Annotated in this window: 13 protein-coding genes; 7 read left to right on the top strand and 6 right to left on the bottom strand. The window is 48.9% G+C overall.

Annotated elements, in window-relative coordinates; genetic code table 11:
* Nucleotides 1–593: 593 nt before the first annotated feature.
* The 3 genes from AC4BAN_RS08560 (at nucleotide 594) to rnhB (ending at nucleotide 5910) form a co-directional block, all read left to right on the top strand.
* Nucleotides 594–3755 (top strand): SusC/RagA family TonB-linked outer membrane protein, encoded by a 3162-nt coding sequence (locus tag AC4BAN_RS08560; RefSeq protein ID WP_490563977.1) that lies wholly within the window; start codon nucleotides 594–596, stop codon nucleotides 3753–3755.
* Nucleotides 3756–3774: 19 nt separating this feature from the next.
* Nucleotides 3775–5238: a RagB/SusD family nutrient uptake outer membrane protein gene (locus tag AC4BAN_RS08565; RefSeq protein WP_490563978.1), complete on the top strand. Its 1464-nt coding sequence runs from the start codon at nucleotides 3775–3777 to the stop codon at nucleotides 5236–5238.
* Nucleotides 5239–5325: 87 nt separating this feature from the next.
* On the top strand, nucleotides 5326–5910 hold the full coding sequence (rnhB, locus tag AC4BAN_RS08570) for a ribonuclease HII (protein WP_490563979.1): 585 nt from the start codon (nucleotides 5326–5328) through the stop codon (nucleotides 5908–5910).
* A 42-nt stretch (nucleotides 5911–5952) separates the two neighbouring features.
* Here rnhB and AC4BAN_RS08575 read toward each other — a convergent pair whose 3' ends face one another.
* Together AC4BAN_RS08575 and AC4BAN_RS08580 are read right to left on the bottom strand one after the other, a co-directional pair.
* Nucleotides 5953–6387, bottom strand: coding sequence for a response regulator (locus AC4BAN_RS08575; protein ID WP_490563980.1), 435 nt, complete (start codon nucleotides 6385–6387; stop codon nucleotides 5953–5955).
* A gap of 44 nt (nucleotides 6388–6431) precedes the next feature.
* Nucleotides 6432–7910, bottom strand: a complete 1479-nt coding sequence (locus tag AC4BAN_RS08580; RefSeq protein ID WP_490563981.1) for a sensor histidine kinase — start codon at nucleotides 7908–7910, stop codon at nucleotides 6432–6434.
* Nucleotides 7911–8321: 411 nt separating this feature from the next.
* On the opposite strand from AC4BAN_RS08580, the gene gcvT reads away from it, so the two are divergent.
* Both gcvT and AC4BAN_RS08590 read left to right on the top strand, forming a co-directional pair.
* Nucleotides 8322–9410 (top strand): glycine cleavage system aminomethyltransferase GcvT, encoded by a 1089-nt coding sequence (gcvT, locus tag AC4BAN_RS08585; RefSeq protein ID WP_490563982.1) that lies wholly within the window; start codon nucleotides 8322–8324, stop codon nucleotides 9408–9410.
* Nucleotides 9411–9521: 111 nt separating this feature from the next.
* Nucleotides 9522–10247 (top strand): 2-phosphosulfolactate phosphatase, encoded by a 726-nt coding sequence (locus AC4BAN_RS08590; RefSeq protein ID WP_490563983.1) that lies wholly within the window; start codon nucleotides 9522–9524, stop codon nucleotides 10245–10247.
* Between the two features lie 133 nt (nucleotides 10248–10380).
* On the opposite strand, the gene AC4BAN_RS08595 is transcribed toward AC4BAN_RS08590, so the two are convergent.
* Genes AC4BAN_RS08595 through AC4BAN_RS08605 form a run of 3 tightly spaced genes read right to left on the bottom strand, consistent with a single transcriptional unit; the run spans nucleotide 10381 to nucleotide 11852 of the window.
* Entirely contained in the window at nucleotides 10381–10707 is a 327-nt protein-coding gene (locus AC4BAN_RS08595) for a nucleotide pyrophosphohydrolase (protein WP_490563984.1), read from the bottom strand.
* Between the two features lies 1 nt (nucleotide 10708).
* Nucleotides 10709–11167 carry a D-aminoacyl-tRNA deacylase gene (gene dtd, locus AC4BAN_RS08600; RefSeq protein WP_490563985.1) on the bottom strand — a complete coding sequence of 153 codons (459 nt, stop codon included), beginning with the start codon at nucleotides 11165–11167 and terminating at the stop codon, nucleotides 10709–10711.
* Nucleotides 11168–11207: 40 nt separating this feature from the next.
* On the bottom strand, nucleotides 11208–11852 hold the full coding sequence (locus AC4BAN_RS08605; RefSeq protein ID WP_490563986.1) for a hypothetical protein: 645 nt from the start codon (nucleotides 11850–11852) through the stop codon (nucleotides 11208–11210).
* Nucleotides 11853–11991: 139 nt separating this feature from the next.
* Here AC4BAN_RS08605 and AC4BAN_RS08610 point away from each other — a divergent pair, with 139 nt between their 5' ends.
* Entirely contained in the window at nucleotides 11992–12882 is an 891-nt protein-coding gene (locus tag AC4BAN_RS08610) for an ATP-grasp domain-containing protein (protein ID WP_490563987.1), read from the top strand.
* 6 nt (nucleotides 12883–12888) lie between these two features.
* Here the strand turns inward: AC4BAN_RS08610 and AC4BAN_RS08615 are convergent, their stop codons facing one another.
* A complete protein-coding gene (locus AC4BAN_RS08615) occupies nucleotides 12889–13773 on the bottom strand; it encodes a universal stress protein (protein WP_490563988.1) in 885 nt (294 codons plus the stop codon).
* Nucleotides 13774–13935: 162 nt separating this feature from the next.
* On the opposite strand from AC4BAN_RS08615, the gene AC4BAN_RS08620 reads away from it, so the two are divergent.
* The gene (locus AC4BAN_RS08620) at nucleotides 13936–16665 is read left to right on the top strand and encodes a hypothetical protein (RefSeq protein ID WP_490563989.1); all 2730 of its coding nucleotides are present in this window, start codon (nucleotides 13936–13938) and stop codon (nucleotides 16663–16665) included.
* Nucleotides 16666–16671: the final 6 nt, after the last annotated feature.

Consider the following 16671-nt stretch of genomic DNA (forward strand, 5'->3'; position numbering starts at 1 on the left):
ATTAAAAAATAAGCCTGGTACAACTTGTACCAGGCTTATTTTTTTTACAGCGTTTTAGCCATAGAAAGTTTATTTGTAATTATTGATGCTTAAACTTTGATAATTATAGTTTAAACATTGTTAAGTCGCCAAATATTACAGTTTTACTGTTAAGTTGGTGATATACATCACGATATGATTATAAGAGGATGTAGCCATGAAAAAATGGCTGATTCTTAGAAAAATAATTTAAATGAAAGTGTTGCTTTTGATTTAATTGCTCAATATCATTGCTAAACGAATAGGATTAAATAAGCAAAAAGGTCCTTAAATGGCTTGATTGCCTGTTTATTCTGCTCCTTTCAAAGTGTATGGTGGTGTGTCTGTTGTAGAGCGCATTATTGTACAATTTACTTCTCCTTACAAATTTTATAGCATAACATTTTCAGAAAGAGTTAAGACTCTTTCTGGACTTCGGTACAATTTATTTTTCGCCCTCCAAAAGGGTTAGGCTACTTTATTGCCCAAAATGAAAGTTAAGCACAGTTTAAATTAATAACCAAACCATTTATCTAACTATCTACCAATCCAATTCACCTTTATTCAACAACAAAATGAGAAAGCTATTGCTCATGAGTTTTGTTCTGATGTTCGCTCTACTGAATCAGGTAGCCGCACAGAGCAAAACAGTTTCTGGTACTGTAACAGACCAGACAACATCACAAGGACTGCCAGGCGTAGCAGTAATTGTAAAGGGAACTTCTGTAGGAACCACCACAGGTGCTGATGGGTCCTACACGATTAGTGTGCCCGACGGATCAAACACATTAGTGTTTAGATTTATTGGGTATTTAACCGTTGAGAGAGCCGTTAACAGTGCCGCAAGTATTAATGTGGCAATGGGCTTAGATAACAAGCAGCTGCAGGAAGTAGTTGTTGTAGGCTATAACACGCAAACCAAAACGGAGTTTACAGGGGCCGCTTCCTCTATCAGTGCGTCAGCGATTAAAGACCGTCCTGTACAAAGTTTTGCTCAGGCTTTAACGGGTAAAGCGGCCGGCGTAAACATTATTCAGCCAAATGGTGTGCTCAATAACCCTCCGGTTATACGTATTCGAGGTATTAACTCTATCTCGCTGAGCTCATTTCCATTAGTAGTTGTGGATGGTATTCCAGTAGCGACTGGTGATTTGTCAAGTAACTCATCAGCAAACAACCCGTTGGCAGATATTAATCCTGCTGATATCGAGTCGATTGACATTCTAAAGGATGCCGCATCAACATCTATTTACGGTTCGAGAGCGGCGGCAGGCGTTTTGGTTATCACGACCAAAAAAGGAAGCAAGGGCAAAACGAAAGTAAACTACGATGGCTGGGTAGGTATGGGTATGGCTACCAGGCTGCCTAGTTTGCTAGATGCCCAGCAATACACGGATTATAAGAATGAGGCTGTTAGAAATGCGCTGGCGATTAACCCAGCCCTGGTGCCGGTGGCACAGCGAGATGCAAACGGTGTAAGTTTTTTCACCAGCACTAACCCAGATGGGTCTTTGGTGAACACGAACTGGTATGATGAAGTATACCAGAGAGCTGTTTCTCAGAATCACAACTTATCGGTAAATGGAGGTAATGAAAACACGAGTTATTATTTCTCGGTAGGTCTCACAGATCAGAATGGTTTTATTAAAACCAACACGTTTGAGCGTAAGAACTCCAGGTTAAATATCAACCATAAGGTAACGGATTGGTTTAGCCTAAGAGGTAACTTAACTTATGCTAACTCCTTAAACACAGCGCCACAAACCGGATCACTTCCTGGCTCCGCCTTCGCATCGTCGGGTTTAGCCAGATTGGCGCTGGTGTTACCTCCGAACATTGCCCCAAGAAACGCCGATGGAAGTTATAACATAACCGGGTCGAACACAATTGGGCCAGGAATGAACAAAGCGGCCATTACTTTTCAGAACCCACTTCCGCTTCTGGACCTAAACCGCAATACCTCCGAGTCGAACAGGCTGATCTCAAATTTGGGTGCCGATTTTAAACTGTTCAAAGGCCTTACAGCTTCTACTACCTACTCTTACGATAAATCTAATATCGAGAATAAGCAGTTCTGGAGCCACATTCACGGTGATGGATTCTCTTCTGGCGGCTCTGCCTTTAATCAGAACATAAACAGAGAGAACTGGAACTGGGTAAATACTCTGAGATATCAGACAACGATAGCACAGAAGCATAATGTGAGTTTGTTAGTTGGTACAGATGTTCAGAAGACTGTTACAGACGGATGGGGCTCTAACCGCCAGACATTAACTGACAACGGTTTCACAATTTACCAGGCTGGTTACAACACGAACCTGGCAGCGGGTAACCTTTTGGGCCAGAGAGCTTATGAGTCGTATCTCTCCAGCGTAGGCTACAACTATGCAGATAAGTACTTCTTCTCAGGCAACTTCAGAAGAGATGGAAACTCTGCCTTAGCTGCTACCAAGCAGTGGGGTAACTTTGGCGGTGCTTCTGTGGGCTGGTTATTGTCTGAAGAAGGCTTCTACAAGAATTCGGCTCTGTCGGATAAATTATCCAGCATTAAATTTAAGGGAAGCTGGGGCCGTGTGGGTAATGGTAACCTAAACAGCGATATAGGTTCCTACTCCCTGTATAGCACAGGTAACTACGGCGATGTATCGACCCTGGCTTACTCACAGGCAGGCAACACGCTTCTGTCTTGGGAAACCAGTGAGCAGACCAACGTAGGAGTAGACCTGGGTTTTTGGAATAACAAGGTTACGCTAGAGGCCAACTACTACTACAACGATGTGAACGGATTGATCCTGAGTGCGCCGCAAGCACCATCCAAGGGTATCCCTGGCAACTCTATCCTGACAAACGTAGGCTCAATGTACAACAAAGGGTTGGAGTTTGCGCTTACTGCAACACCGATAGACAAGGCGAACTTCTCCTGGAAGACCAATTTTAACGTAACTTTCAACAAGAACGAGGTGACGGCCCTGGCTAACGGCGATGCTCCAATACCTGGTGTAACTCAGCTCGAAACGGCCAACTTAACCAAAGTAGGCCAGCCTGTAGGTAGCCTTTATGTGGTAAGAACAGCTGGTGTAAACCCAGAAAACGGCCGCAGAATATTCATCAACAAGCAGGGTGAGAAGGTGCAGTACCAGCACGGTGGTGGCGCCAATGCCTGGACGTATCTGGATGGCACGAAAGCGAACGCTATTTCAGGTGCCGATGCAGACGCGCTTTACAACACGCTACCTACCTTTTATGGTGGATTTACCAATAACCTGACGTACCGTAACTTCGATTTAAGTGTACTGTTCTCCTATTCCGGCGGCAACTACATCTACAACGGAACCAAGGCAGGCTTGCGTGACCAGCGATTCTGGAACAATCACACAGATGTACTGGACAGATGGCAGGAGGAAGGTCAGAAAACGAATATTCCGCGTCCGGTGTATGGCGATAACGTTTCCAACGGCTCTGCTTTCCCGATTGATGTGAACGTGGAAAAAGGTGACTTTGTACGTTTACAGAACGCTTCTTTTGGATACAGAGTACCAGCCAGATTTTTTGGCAGCTCAGGTATCTCTTCCCTAAGAATGTATGGCCAGGTAGACAATGCTTTCCTGCTGACCAGGTACAGCGGTGTAGACCCGGAGATTTCTTCTAACGGTAATTCTAACATTGCCCCTGGCGTTGAACGTAACACGGTTCCTCAGGGCAGAATGTTCACACTCGGTGTTAACCTTGGTTTTTAACATTTAAAGTACGACATCCATGAATCTTTCAAATAAAACCGCAACCAAGAAGTACTTTGTAAGGCTGGCCTTACTAGCTGTACCTTTAATGCCTTTCGTTACCTCCTGCGAGGATGACTTCTTAGAGGCAAAGCCACAGACATCCATCTCTGTAGAAAGCTCTTTCGATACGCCGGAACGCGTGCTTGCACAGGTCAACGGCCTTTATGCTACCGTTAAGTCTGGAGCATTTTTAGGAGGCAGGTACCTGGTCTACAATGACATCAGAGCCGAGGAGTTTATTAACCGGAACGCCAATGGTGTGACAGGCGCAACTACCTGGAACCATACTGTGGGTGCGGATGATTCTTACCTGGCAAACTTCTGGATTTCAGGATACCTGGCGATAAACAGAACCAACCTGTTTTTAGAAGGCTTAGAGGCTAATGCCTCTAAAATAGCACCTGAGAATCTGAAAGCGTACCGGGGCGAGGCAAAGTTTATCAGAGCATTGTCTTACTTCTCACTCATCCAGCTGTACGCTAAGCCTTATGCATCTGATAACGGTGCCTCCAAAGGTATCCCACTAAGGCTGAAAGGAGAGACTAGTATTGATAACAATGGGTTAGCTAGCAGCACTGTTGCGCAGGTGTACACACAGATTCTTAAAGACCTGAACGAGGCAGAACAGGATGTGCCGGATAATTATACTTCTGCCGCACTTAATACAACACGCGCACACAAAAACACCATTATCGCCCTTAAAACGCGCGTGTACTTAACCATGAAGCGCTACCAGGATGTGATTACAGAGGGTAACAAGATTGTATCTGCAACTGCTCCATTTAAATCGCCTAACCGTGTGGCGCATGCCCTGCAGTCTGATATTAAGACTGTGTACACCAACTACACCACCAATGAGTCGCTCTTTTCGTTGCCAATGGCTGCCACCAACGCACCAGGTACGCAGAACCAGCTTGGCTATTATTATAACGGTGGAAATGGTAACAGGGAGTATTATCTGAACGTGAATACAACTGGTATTACAGGTATCTACACCAACCCGCAGTTCAGGGCCTCAGATGTTCGTAAAACCGACCTGACAGCTACTATTTCAGGCCAACGTTACGTGACGAAGTTTGCCGGGGTTACTCCTTTCATTGACTGGGTGCCGGTAATCAGATACTCAGAAGTACTGCTTAACCTGGCCGAAGCAGAGGCTGAAGTAGGGAGTGAGACAAGAGCCTTAGCGCTTCTGATGGCTGTGCACATGCGTTCTGATGCAACCTGGGCGTACGTGCCTACCTCAAAACAAGATTTGATCAACACCATTCTTACGGAACGCAGGATCGAGCTCTTGGCTGAAGGTTTTAGAACGAACGATATCATGCGAAGATCGCAGGCGATATCATCAATTGGCGCAGGTGCATCCATTCCATTAACGGATAGCAGGTATACGTTTAAAATTCCAACGGCCGAATACCAAACTAACCCATTGCTTTAGTCCCTGAAATAAATTAGTGAATATCTTATAAAGCCCGCCATCACCTGATGGCGGGCTTTATGTTTATACTTCCTTACCTTTACGCGTATGTTACTTTCAAACTATAGCGGCTATACTTTAGAGGCAGGCATTGATGAGGCGGGGAGGGGCTGCCTGGCCGGGCCGGTGGTGGCTGCGGCGGTGGTGCTGCCTCCAGATTACAAGAATGCCCTGCTCAATGACTCGAAGCTGTTAAGCCAGAAGAAACGGGAACAGTTAAGGGGGGAGGTGGTAAAAGACGCGGTTGCCTGGGGGATAGGCGAGGCTAGCCCAACAGAAATAGATGCCATAAATATCCTGAACGCCACTTACCTGGCCATGCACCGGGCCTTGGCGGCACTAGACCTGTCACCGGAGTACCTGATTATAGACGGCAACCGGTTTAAGACAACGCTTACCACGCCTTATACCTGCATCGTGAAGGGAGATGGGAAATACCTTTCTATTGCGGCGGCGTCGGTGTTGGCCAAAACATACCGCGATGAGTACATGAGCCGGCTTGCGGCAGTACACCAGGCGTATGGCTGGGATAAGAATGCCGGGTACCCTACAAAAATGCACCGCGCAGCTATTGCCAGCAAGGGGGTTACTTTGCATCACAGGCAATCTTTCACGCTGTTGGCAAAGTCTTAAAGGTGATCGTTTTATGACTAGTAAAGAACCACAAGCAGCCAGTTACTTCAGTTTGATCAGATCCAGGAACAAGCTGAAGCTGTCTAAAGAAGACGGGCCGTTCTCAAAGGAATCGAACGTGAGCGGCTTTACAATATAACCCGAAACATTGAGGCTTTGCGCCGCATAACGATCACTTTCTTCGTTGGAAGTGGTCATGATAAAAACGGGCAAATGGTTAAACTCCGGCTCACGCCGCAACTCTGCCAGAAACTCCAGCCCATTCATCTTTGGCATGTTGATGTCCAGCAAGATAACACTGGGTGCCGGCGAAATTTTTGCTGTGCCTTCCCCACGCAACATATTAAGCGCCTCGCGGCCATTACGGGCCACAAAGATCGGATGTGCAATATTTATTTTCTTCAGTTCTCTTTCTACATTCATAATATCCAGGTAGTCGTCTTCAACTAATAGGATATTTACTCTTTGTTCACTCATCTTACTAAAATACTAATTGTGCGTTTGAGACAAAACTAAACAAATTATGCCGCATTCACCCGGTTTTTTGGCCAGGTAAAGGTAAAAGTAGCTCCCTGACCGGGCTGCGAGTTTAGCCAGATGGTGCCACCCTGCCACTCTACTATTTTTTTAACTATTGTAAGACCTACGCCGGTACTTTCCACCGCATCGCGTTCCTGCAGGGTCTGGAAGATAACAAAAATTCGATCATGGTACTCTGGGTCGATCCCCGGCCCGTCGTCTGTCACAGAAAACACGTGAAAGTCGTCGGTTTCATGGTGCCTTACTGTAATCAAGCCGGTTGGTTTGTTATGGTATTTTATGGCATTACTAAGCAGGTTGCTGAACACTTGCTGCAGCTGAATACGCACGGTGTGTAAAACGGGTAAGTTATCCTGCACGTTGATCTCAAAGTTGCTGACCGGAGACACCATATCGACTACCTCTGCCAGAAGTTCATTCACATCCACATCCTCTTCTATTTGGGTGGTTCGGCCTATGCGGGCCAGGGCCAGAATCCCGTTGATCAGGTTCTCCATTCGGTGCACGCGCACGCGCATCATCATCAGGTACTCTTGCACATTAGGAGGCAGCTGTCCGTCCATGTCCTCCTCCACCCAACGCGAGGCTACTTCAATGCCACGCAGAGGCGCTTTCAGGTCATGCGATACCACATAGGCAAACTGGTCCAGTTCTTTGTTCTTGCGGTCTAGTTCGGTGAAGGTTTCATCAATTGTAGTCGACATCCGGTTCAGGGAATGAGACAGCTGACTGAGCTCATCCTTTGAGGTGTCGATAATTTGGGTCTTGAAATCTCCTGTTGATATCTGTTCTGCCAGCTTTACCATTTTAATGATCCTGCTGGTGATTACCCTGGTCATGTAATAAGCCCAGCCCAACCCCAGAAGAATTGAAAGAATGGTTAGTAAAGTGGAAACATATCGGGTAGTATCTATACTTGCGTTTAAGCGCTGGCGGCGTTCCTCCCGTATTTGATATTCCAGCGCGTTAAACTCTCTGAAGGAGGTACGGATCGTATCAATGAGGGCCTTTTCACCTAAAACCAGTTTGTCTATCTTACCTCCTATAAAGACATCGTCCAAAATGGTGTCGTTTTTAACCATGTAAATGAGGGGCTCTGCATATTCTTCCTGAAAAATCTTTTGCAGGCGCATGATCTCATCTATCTTCTCGACCTGTTCGGGGGTGTTGGAAACAAACTTTCTCGTATCCTGAAATAAGTTGTTAAGTTGCTCTTTTGCCTGTAAGTAGGGTACCAGAAACGTTTCGTTCCCGTTCAGCAGGTAGCCGCGCAAACCTGTCTCCATGTCGATGATGTTACGCTGAAGCGCAGCAGAATTCCTCACCACGATCTGAGAGCGTGAGACCCACTGCGAGTTCTGGATCACATCTTCCGAAAGACGGAAGTTGACAATGGCGACAGCCGCAAAAAGAAACGAGATCAGTACGAACCCGATAAATAATTTAGCTGATAATTTCATGGACGCATTATACCTGCTTTAGGCTGGAAACCGGCTGAAGAACAGTGGCGGTTCAGGTAGCAAATGTAAGATTAAACCATTTTTCCTTAAAGAACACAACAGTAAACTATTTACTGCCGAACACCAGTAGCGGAGGACAGAAAAATGGCGGAGCTGGTATAACTACGGATAAGGCGATAAGTTCAGAAAATGGCATTGGTTTTTGGCTAATTATTCCCTCACTATTTACGGCACGAAATGTATAGGGTTATATTTAAATTACACTATGTTTATGGATTTTTACATGAGAATTTTCAATGTTTATACTTAACAGGCATTTTCATGCAGGATAGGGAGTTGGATGAATAGATTTCGGATGCGGTTTATTTTCCTTATTTTTGCCCATCGATCACTTTGAACAGCTAAACCAGAATGGAACTTAAAAAAATTGCTTTGAATGATGTGCACGAGGCACTGGGCGCTAAAATGGTGCCTTTCGCCGGTTATAACATGCCTGTGCGTTATTCATCTGATATAGAAGAGCACAATGCTGTGCGTAACGCGGTCGGTATTTTTGATGTGTCGCATATGGGTGAGTTTATGCTGCGTGGCCCAAAGGCGCTCGACCTGATCCAACGCATCACGTCGAATGATGCGGCTAAGCTTACCGATGGCAAAATACAGTATTCCTGTTTCCCGAACGAAACTGGCGGCATTGTAGACGACTTGCTGGTGTACCGTTTTAGCGAGGAGGAATACATGCTGGTTGTAAACGCCTCTAATATTGAGAAAGACTGGGACTGGGTGAACAAGTATAACACCGAAGCCGTGGAACTGGAGAACATCTCTGATAGCATGTCGTTGTTTGCTGTGCAGGGGCCAAAGGCGGTAGCGGCTTTACAGCCGCTCACCAACCTGGACCTGGCCAGCATGGTTTATTATACCTTCGAGAAAGGCGAGTTTGCCGGCGTACAGGATGTGATCGTGTCCGCGACGGGCTACACAGGGGCCGGCGGCTTTGAGATCTATGTGCCAAACCAAGGCGCTGTGAAGGTGTTCGAAGCCATTATGGAAGCAGGTAAGGCGCAAGGCATCAAGCCAATCGGTTTGGGAGCCCGCGATACACTGCGCCTCGAGATGGGCTTCTGCCTTTACGGGAACGATATCAACGACACCACTTCTCCTATTGAGGCGGGCCTTGGCTGGATCACAAAGTTCGACAAGGACTTTACGAACGCCGACAACCTGAAAGCACAGAAAGAAGCTGGCGTTGCCCGCAAACTGGTAGGGTTCGAGATGCTGGAGAGGGCTATCCCAAGGGCCCATTACGAACTGGTGAACGCAGCAGGCGAACAGATCGGGGAGGTAACCTCCGGCACCATGTCCCCATCACTGGGCAAAGGCATCGGTCTGGGCTATGTAGACAAAGACTACAGTAAGGTTGGCACCGAAATATTCGTGCGCATACGCAACAAGGATATGAAGGCGCAGCTGGTAAAGCTGCCGATCTACAAAAAGTAGGTTTTCAGGCAACGTATTAGGAGCACAAGATGGCTGGCACACTGGCTTGGTTCATACTTATGCTGCAAGCGTACAGCCTCTTTTGTCCATCATCTTTAGTTTAAAGCTACCATGCCAAGCATAGATGTGTGTTTCAGCCCGGAGCTGTTGCATTTGTATGAGTTAAAAGGAAAAGCTGTTGTGGCAGTAGATGTTCTGCGGGCCACCTCTACCATGGTTACCGCCTTTGCGCACGGGGTGTCGGCTATTTTTCCGGTGATGCAACTGGAGGAGTGCCGGGCCTTTGCTGCAAAAGGCTGCCTGACCGCCGCCGAACGCGACGGCGTAAAAGCGGAGGGCTTCGACCTGGGCAACTCTCCTTTTGGTTACATGTCAGGTGATGTGAAAGGGCGCTCCGTAGCCATCACCACTACAAACGGCACGCGCGCCATCCGCATGTCAGAAGCAGCCGAAGAAATAGTGGTGGGCTCTTTTCTGAACCTGCAGGCTGTGGCGGCCCATCTGGAGGCCCTGCAGCTGGATGTAGTAGTGGTGTGTGCCGGCTGGAAAGGCAAGTTCAACCTTGAGGACACGCTTTTTGCCGGTGCGCTGGTTACGCATTTGCAGGGTAAGTTCGATGCCGAGAACGATGCCACCCTGGCTTCCTTCCACCTCTACCAGGCAGCCCGCCAGGACCTGGTGGCTTTTTTGAGGCAATCCTCTCATGTGCGCCGCCTGGAGAACCTGGAGATCAATAAAGACATTGCTTTCTGCCTGCAGCACGACGTGTACAATGCGTTGCCTATCTGGAAAAATGACAGGCTCATCGACCTGAATGCAGCGTATCAATTAGCCTAGGTAGCTAACAAAATAAAGGCGTCGGCCATTCCTAAAAGGAGTGGCCGACGCCTTTATACTTAAATGCCAGATGTTAGGGGCAATTGCCGAAGCCATGCTGGCTACTGGCAGGCACAACCACGGCAACTCATACTTACTGCAGCTTTTTATTCTGCTTGTGGCGTTGACTGTCGCGGGAGGTCTTCTTTTCCAGGTTTTTCTGCATGGCCTCGGTCAGGTCTATTCCTGTTTGGTTGGCCAGGCAAATAACTACAAACAGCACATCGGCCAGTTCGTCGGAGAGTTGCTTTCCTTCCTCACTTTTCTTGAACGACTGTTCGCCGTACTGCCTGGAGATGATGCGGGCCACCTCACCTACCTCCTCGGTAAGTATGGCCATGTTGGTGAGCTCGTTAAAATAGCGCACCCCATTCTCTTTGATCCACTTGTCTACGGTGGCTTGTGCTTCTGCCAGGGTCATGTTAAAAAAGGTCTTTGTGCTGCGTATCCATCACAATGGTCACGGGGCCGTCGTTCAGTAGTTCTACTTTCATATCGGCACCAAAAGCACCTGTTTGCACGGGTTTTCCAAGCGCCTCTTCCAGTAATTGTATAAAGTGCTCATAAAGCGGTATGGCCACTGCCGGAGGCGCCGCCGTGGTATAGGAAGGGCGGTTGCCTTTTTTTGTGCTGGCGTAAAGTGTAAACTGACTGATTACGAGTACATCGCCCTGCACATCCTGCACACTCAGGTTCATCTTGTCCTGGGTATCGCTGAATATGCGGAGCTGGCTTACCTTGCCCGCCATCCATTTCAGGTCATCCTCCGTGTCATCGGCCCTAAAGCCTGCCAATAACAGCAACCCTGGCCCAATCTGTCCTTTTACGTTGTTGTCGATTTCTACAGAAGCCCGGCTTACCCGCTGTATCACAATGCGCATGTGTGGTTTTGCTTTGTTTCAAGGCAAAGATAGGGAAATATCAGTCTACGTAGCCTTCGTAGCGGATGCGGCTCACTTTGCCGCCTTTCAGGTAGAAGTGCAGCGCGACAGGTGCTCCTTCGCGGGCTGAGGCGACGATCTCATCCGCGCTTTGATTGATCCTTACCTCCTGGCCCAGTGTTTTCAGGCGGTTCATTAACTCCGCCTGAGACATGCCCACCCGCATGCTGTGGCGCAGCACGATGTCTTTGCTTTGGATGTCTGCCACCTGTAAAAGCAGGTCCCCGGTTTGCGTAGGGGCGTAGAACTCCATCATAGAACTGCCGAAACGGATCGTGTACACCGTATCGGTTATACTTTGCTTGTGGCGGTTTTCAATGGGGTCGGCGTCTACGGTAAAATTTGTATTGATCTGGTCGAAATAGGAGTCGAGTTTGTTACTCTTGTTCCGGCTTGCGATAAAGGGATTGCCCAGCACGCTGAGTGTGGCCACCGGGTTGCGCCGCGTGGAGGTCGTGTCAGGTTCTATAACGGTTTCGCGGTTTCCGGGCAGGTCGTTCTTTTCGTTTGTAGCAGGGTCGGAGGAGCAGGCGGAGGCAAAGGAATTGACAAGCAATAGCAGCGCCAGCAGGCGTACAGTTAGGCTGTACCTGCAACGGGAACTGATGTAGGGCAGAAGGGGCATGCTAATCGCTTAAGTACGGGGGAAATGAAAGTATACTTACATACGAGAGCTGCCTGCCTAAAAGTTTTAACTAAAAGTACTTTAGTTTCTGGTTTCTGCGTCGGTAAAAGTATAATATTGCGGCAAATATGGTACAAATATGGATATCCAACAAATAGCACTTATCACTTATCAAAACACAGGTAATTTCAGTGGCATTTCTGATGAAGAAAACGAGGATTTACTTCAGTTCCTGACTCAAAAAGGCCTGACGGTGTCCTACCAGATATGGGACGATCCGGCAGTGGACTGGGCGCAGTTCGACCTGATCATCCTAAAGTCTCCCTGGGACTACTTTGATAAAATAGACGCCTTTTATGCCTGGCTGGATAAGCTGGAACAACTGGACTGCCAGGTGCTGAACCCGGTTAACAAAGTCCGTTGGAATGCGGATAAGCGCTATCTCAAGGATGTGCAGGACAAGGGGCTGAAAATAGTGCCTACCCTGTGGCTGGAAAAAGGGCAGCAGTTCAACCCGTCCGGGGCTTTTGCGACCCTGGGCGGCGACAAGCTCATTGTAAAGCCAAGTGTGAGCGGGGGAGCCAAAAACACGTTTGCCCTAACCCGCGAAGGCGCAGCTATAAATGCGGAAAATATCAGCGCGTTGTTGCAGCAGGAAGCATTTCTGGTGCAGCCTTTTGTAGAGGAGATCAAAACAAAGGGAGAGTGGTCGTTCCTGTTCTTTAACGGGCAATACAGCCACACGATCCTGAAGACCGCAAAGCCAGGCGACTTTAGGGTGCAGCATTTCTTTGGCGGTTCGATCCATACCCCTGAACCCCCTGCTGCTTTGCTGGAGGCCGCCCACAATATAGTGGATCATTTTGCCCAGGACTGCCTCTATACCCGTGTGGATGGGGTAGAGATAAACGGTGAACTGCACCTGATGGAGCTGGAACTGATCGAGCCGTTCCTGTTTCTGGCCATGAGCGAGGGGGCCATGGAAAGGTACTACCAGGCAGTTGTAGAGCGCCTGCAGGTGGTTATTTAAACCGGTTTAGGGTTGTTCGGAATCGTGAAATATCAGCAGCGGAACCTCGGACTCCAATACAAGTTTCTGGGCAATGCTGGTGTTCAGTATTTGGCTTAGCATGCTGTGTTTGTGCGTGGTGAGCGCCAGCAAGTCTATGCCCTCCTGCCGCACAAACCGCTGAAGCGCCTCCGTTACATCGGCGCCCTGCACCAATGTATAATTCATGCGTTGGTCAGGTGCGTTGCGCTGAAGCTTTTCCTGTAGCAGTTTAAGTTTTTCCTGCTCCTCCGGCTCGGGGTTTTCCGAAATGTGAATACAATGCAGCACAGGCTGGAAAGGCGCTAATAACTGCTGTAGCTGTAGAATGGCTCGTCCGTCCGTTTTTCCGAAATCCGTGGCATAGGCTACCTTTTTTAGGGCGTGGCCCTTGTATGCGCGCGGCAGGGTAAGAACCGGCAGCTCCAGCTCCTGCACTACCTTGGTGGTAACGGTTCCAAAAAAGGAGCGAGCCATGCTCTTCTCTCCTTTGGTGCCCATCACCACCAAAGTAGGTTTAAAGCGCTTCGCCTCTTCCAGAATCTCCTCCTCGGGCAAGCCATGTATAAAAGCCCGTTCTATGTATACTTGCTTGCCCAGGTTATGTGCCTCCTGTTGCAGTTGTGCATACAGTGTATCCAGTTGCTCTTCTGCCTCGGTTTCGTTGCGGTAAATAATGCGCTCTGTTATTTCTTCTGATGCCGTCGTGTGGCCGGTGGGTAGCAGGTCAGTGTCTGCATCGGCCAGGTAATCCTGGAAACAGTGCAGCAATACCACCTGGGCCTGCGCTGCGGCCACGGCCAGGTGAAGAGCATAAAAGCTGGCTTTTTCTGATTCTTCTGTAAAGTCTACCGGAACTAGTATCTTGAACATGGGCATTGGTTTGAGTCTGGCTACTTTATACGTAGGCCCGACCTGCAAGAGTTATGGCCGTCTATAGGCTGCTAGTTTTTTATACTGATTGCGCTCCTGCCACCGGGCAGGCTGTCAGTATTCAAAAAATTAGATTAAGTTTGTTCTCTGAAAACGCTTGCCATGCCAAAACGCATCGTATTCTTCTTTATTGGCTTTGTTGTACTTGCCTCTTTAGCCTATTATGGATTTAACCGCTGGAAGGATTCCAGGGAGAAGGTGAATCTGTGGGCATTGGTGCCGGAGAGCGCAGCCTTTGTGGTGGAAACCAATAACCACCTTGCCCTGGTGGAGCACCTGCAGGAAACAGCGCTGTGGGAAAGCTTTGAGACCCTGGCCGCCGCCAGGCGCCTGGAAGAGAACATGGCCTACCTGGACAGCGTGGCGCCGGGTGTGCAACGGCTGACCCGCTTTCTCAATCAAAAGAATATCATTACCTCCGTGCACGTAGTGGGCCGAACAGATGTAGAGTTCGTTTACTATGTGCCTGTAAACACCGTTGGAGAGCACCGTTTTATCCGCACACTGCTGGAGAACATCAATAAGAGCGAGCTTTACGCCGAAGATTCCAGAAATTACCAGGGGGTGCTGCTAACCGAAGTGGAGAACAAGCGCCTGGGAACCACCCTGACTTATTTCTCTTACCACAACAATGTCATTCTGAGCCCTTCCCCTGTCCTGATCGAGGAGATTGTGCGCCGCATAAACAAGGGAAACATGGTATCGGTGGCGGCAGCTTTTAAAAACACCAATTACCTGAGCCAGCCGGAGGTGTATGCCAACGTGTTCATCAACTACCGCGAGCTGCCCGATGTACTGGGCTTGTTTTTAAAGGAGGAGGTGATGCCCCAGGCACGTTATCTGGCAAGCCTTTGCCGCGCCGGCATGCTGGAGCTTAAACTGGAGCAGAACAGGATATTCCTGAACGGTTTCTCGGAGGCAGAAACCCTGAAACGCACTTTCCACAGCAACATCAGTCCCGTGAGACCGCAACCCCTGGGCGTGAAGAACTACCTGCCAAACCGCACCGCGTTTATGATGCACTTTGGCCTGGAGGAGGTGGCGCGCCTGCGCAGGCAATACCTGCAGAAAGAAGCGGCTGGCTCGGCCTACGGGGCACTGGTGGATAGCCTGGCGCAAACCTTTAGCCGTGAGGTGGCCCTGGCCTACATGGAGTCTGCCTCTATAAGCGAGAGTCCAGAGAAAGTGGTGTATGCCCATGTCGGGGATGTGGCCCAAGCCAATGCGCTCATCAGCGGCCTGACCCAGCGGGTGAGCGAGGCACGCAAGAAAAAGCCCTTTACTGAGCGCTACGGCAGCTATACCATTCAGCACCTGGAAGTGGCGGAGCTGCCCGCCAAGTTATTTGGCTCCCTGTTCTCTGGGTTCGACCAGAGCTATGTGGTGGAAGTGGATAATTACCTGATCTTCTCTGATGAGATGCGGGTACTGCGCAGCATACTGGATGATATCTCGGCAGAAACCGTTTGGGGGAAATCGGTGGCGCAAAAGTCGTTTATGGATGAAACCCTGCAGGAAGCCAACTTTAGCCTGTACCTAAATACCGTAAACGCCTGGTATATGCTAAGCCGGTACATGACCAACGAAAGCCGGGAAGATCTTTTACAGAATGCCACCATTATCAAACGGTTTAACCAGGTTAGCCTGCAATTTGCCAACGTAGACGGACAGTATTATACAAGTTTTATATTTAGAAAGCAGGAGCGAACCGCCACCGGCAAGGATGAGAATTTCGTGACTGAGCTGGTGCTACCCTTCGACTCCCGGCTTGTTACCCAGCCTTTCCCTGTCCAGAATGCAGTAGACCGAAGCAAGGAAGTGGTAGTGCAGGATTCGGCCGGGGTGCTGATAAACATTGCCGCCACTGGTAAAAAAGGCTGGACGGATACCGTGGGCTATGCGATACGGGATGGCATCAAGACCATAGAGTATGGCAAAGAGAATAAACTGCGCTATCTTTTTGCTACGGCAAACCGGATCCATGCTGTTAACAACCAGGGCCAGCCCCTGGAGAATTTCCCATTTAACCTGGGCGATTCTTTGAACCTACAGCACCTGGCTGTTTTTGATTACGAAAAAGACCAGAATTACCGCCTGCTCGCCGACGATAATATGGGCAACCTCTACATGTACGATATCCGGGGTAATGCTGTGGAGGGCTGGCAGCCACGGCGTATGGATTACAGGCTGGCAGCTGAGCCCCAGCATATCCGCGTCGCAGGCCACGATGTGATCCTGGTGCTGCTTCAGAACGGCTACGTGTACGCGCTCAACAAAAACGGGGAAACGTACAGGGGCTTTCCCATCAACTTAAAATCCCCGCTAACCTCGGGTGCCGCCGTTAAAACCGGCGCTGACCTGAAAAAAACGGAAGTGACCACTGTTACGAAGTATGGCAACGTGATGACGTTTAATCTGCAGGGGCAGGTGCTGCAACGGCAGCAGCTGCTACGCCCCAGCAAAAGCGCTTTCTTCGAGCTGGCACAGGAAAGCAGTGCCGGCAGGTCGTTCGTGATCGTGCGCCAGGACCAGGGGAAAGTGGCCATTTTTGACCAGGACCTGAACCAGATGCTGGAAAAGCGGTATGTGACCTCGGCCCCTAAAATTGTGCAGTACTTTCATTTCGGAGGCGATAACCGCATCTTCGCTATCACGGAAACCGGCCCTCAGAAAACGTTTCTGTACAACAGCACGGGTAAACTGATCGGGAATGCCTCGCTGGAGAACAACCGCCCCGTCACCATCTACTTTAATGAAGCCGACAATACCTACAGCCTGTACAAGGTGTTTAACAAAGAACTGAAGAAGATCAGGTTTAAACTGCCGAATTAGGCACCG

Source organism: Pontibacter sp. GD13 (genome assembly GCF_058216355.1).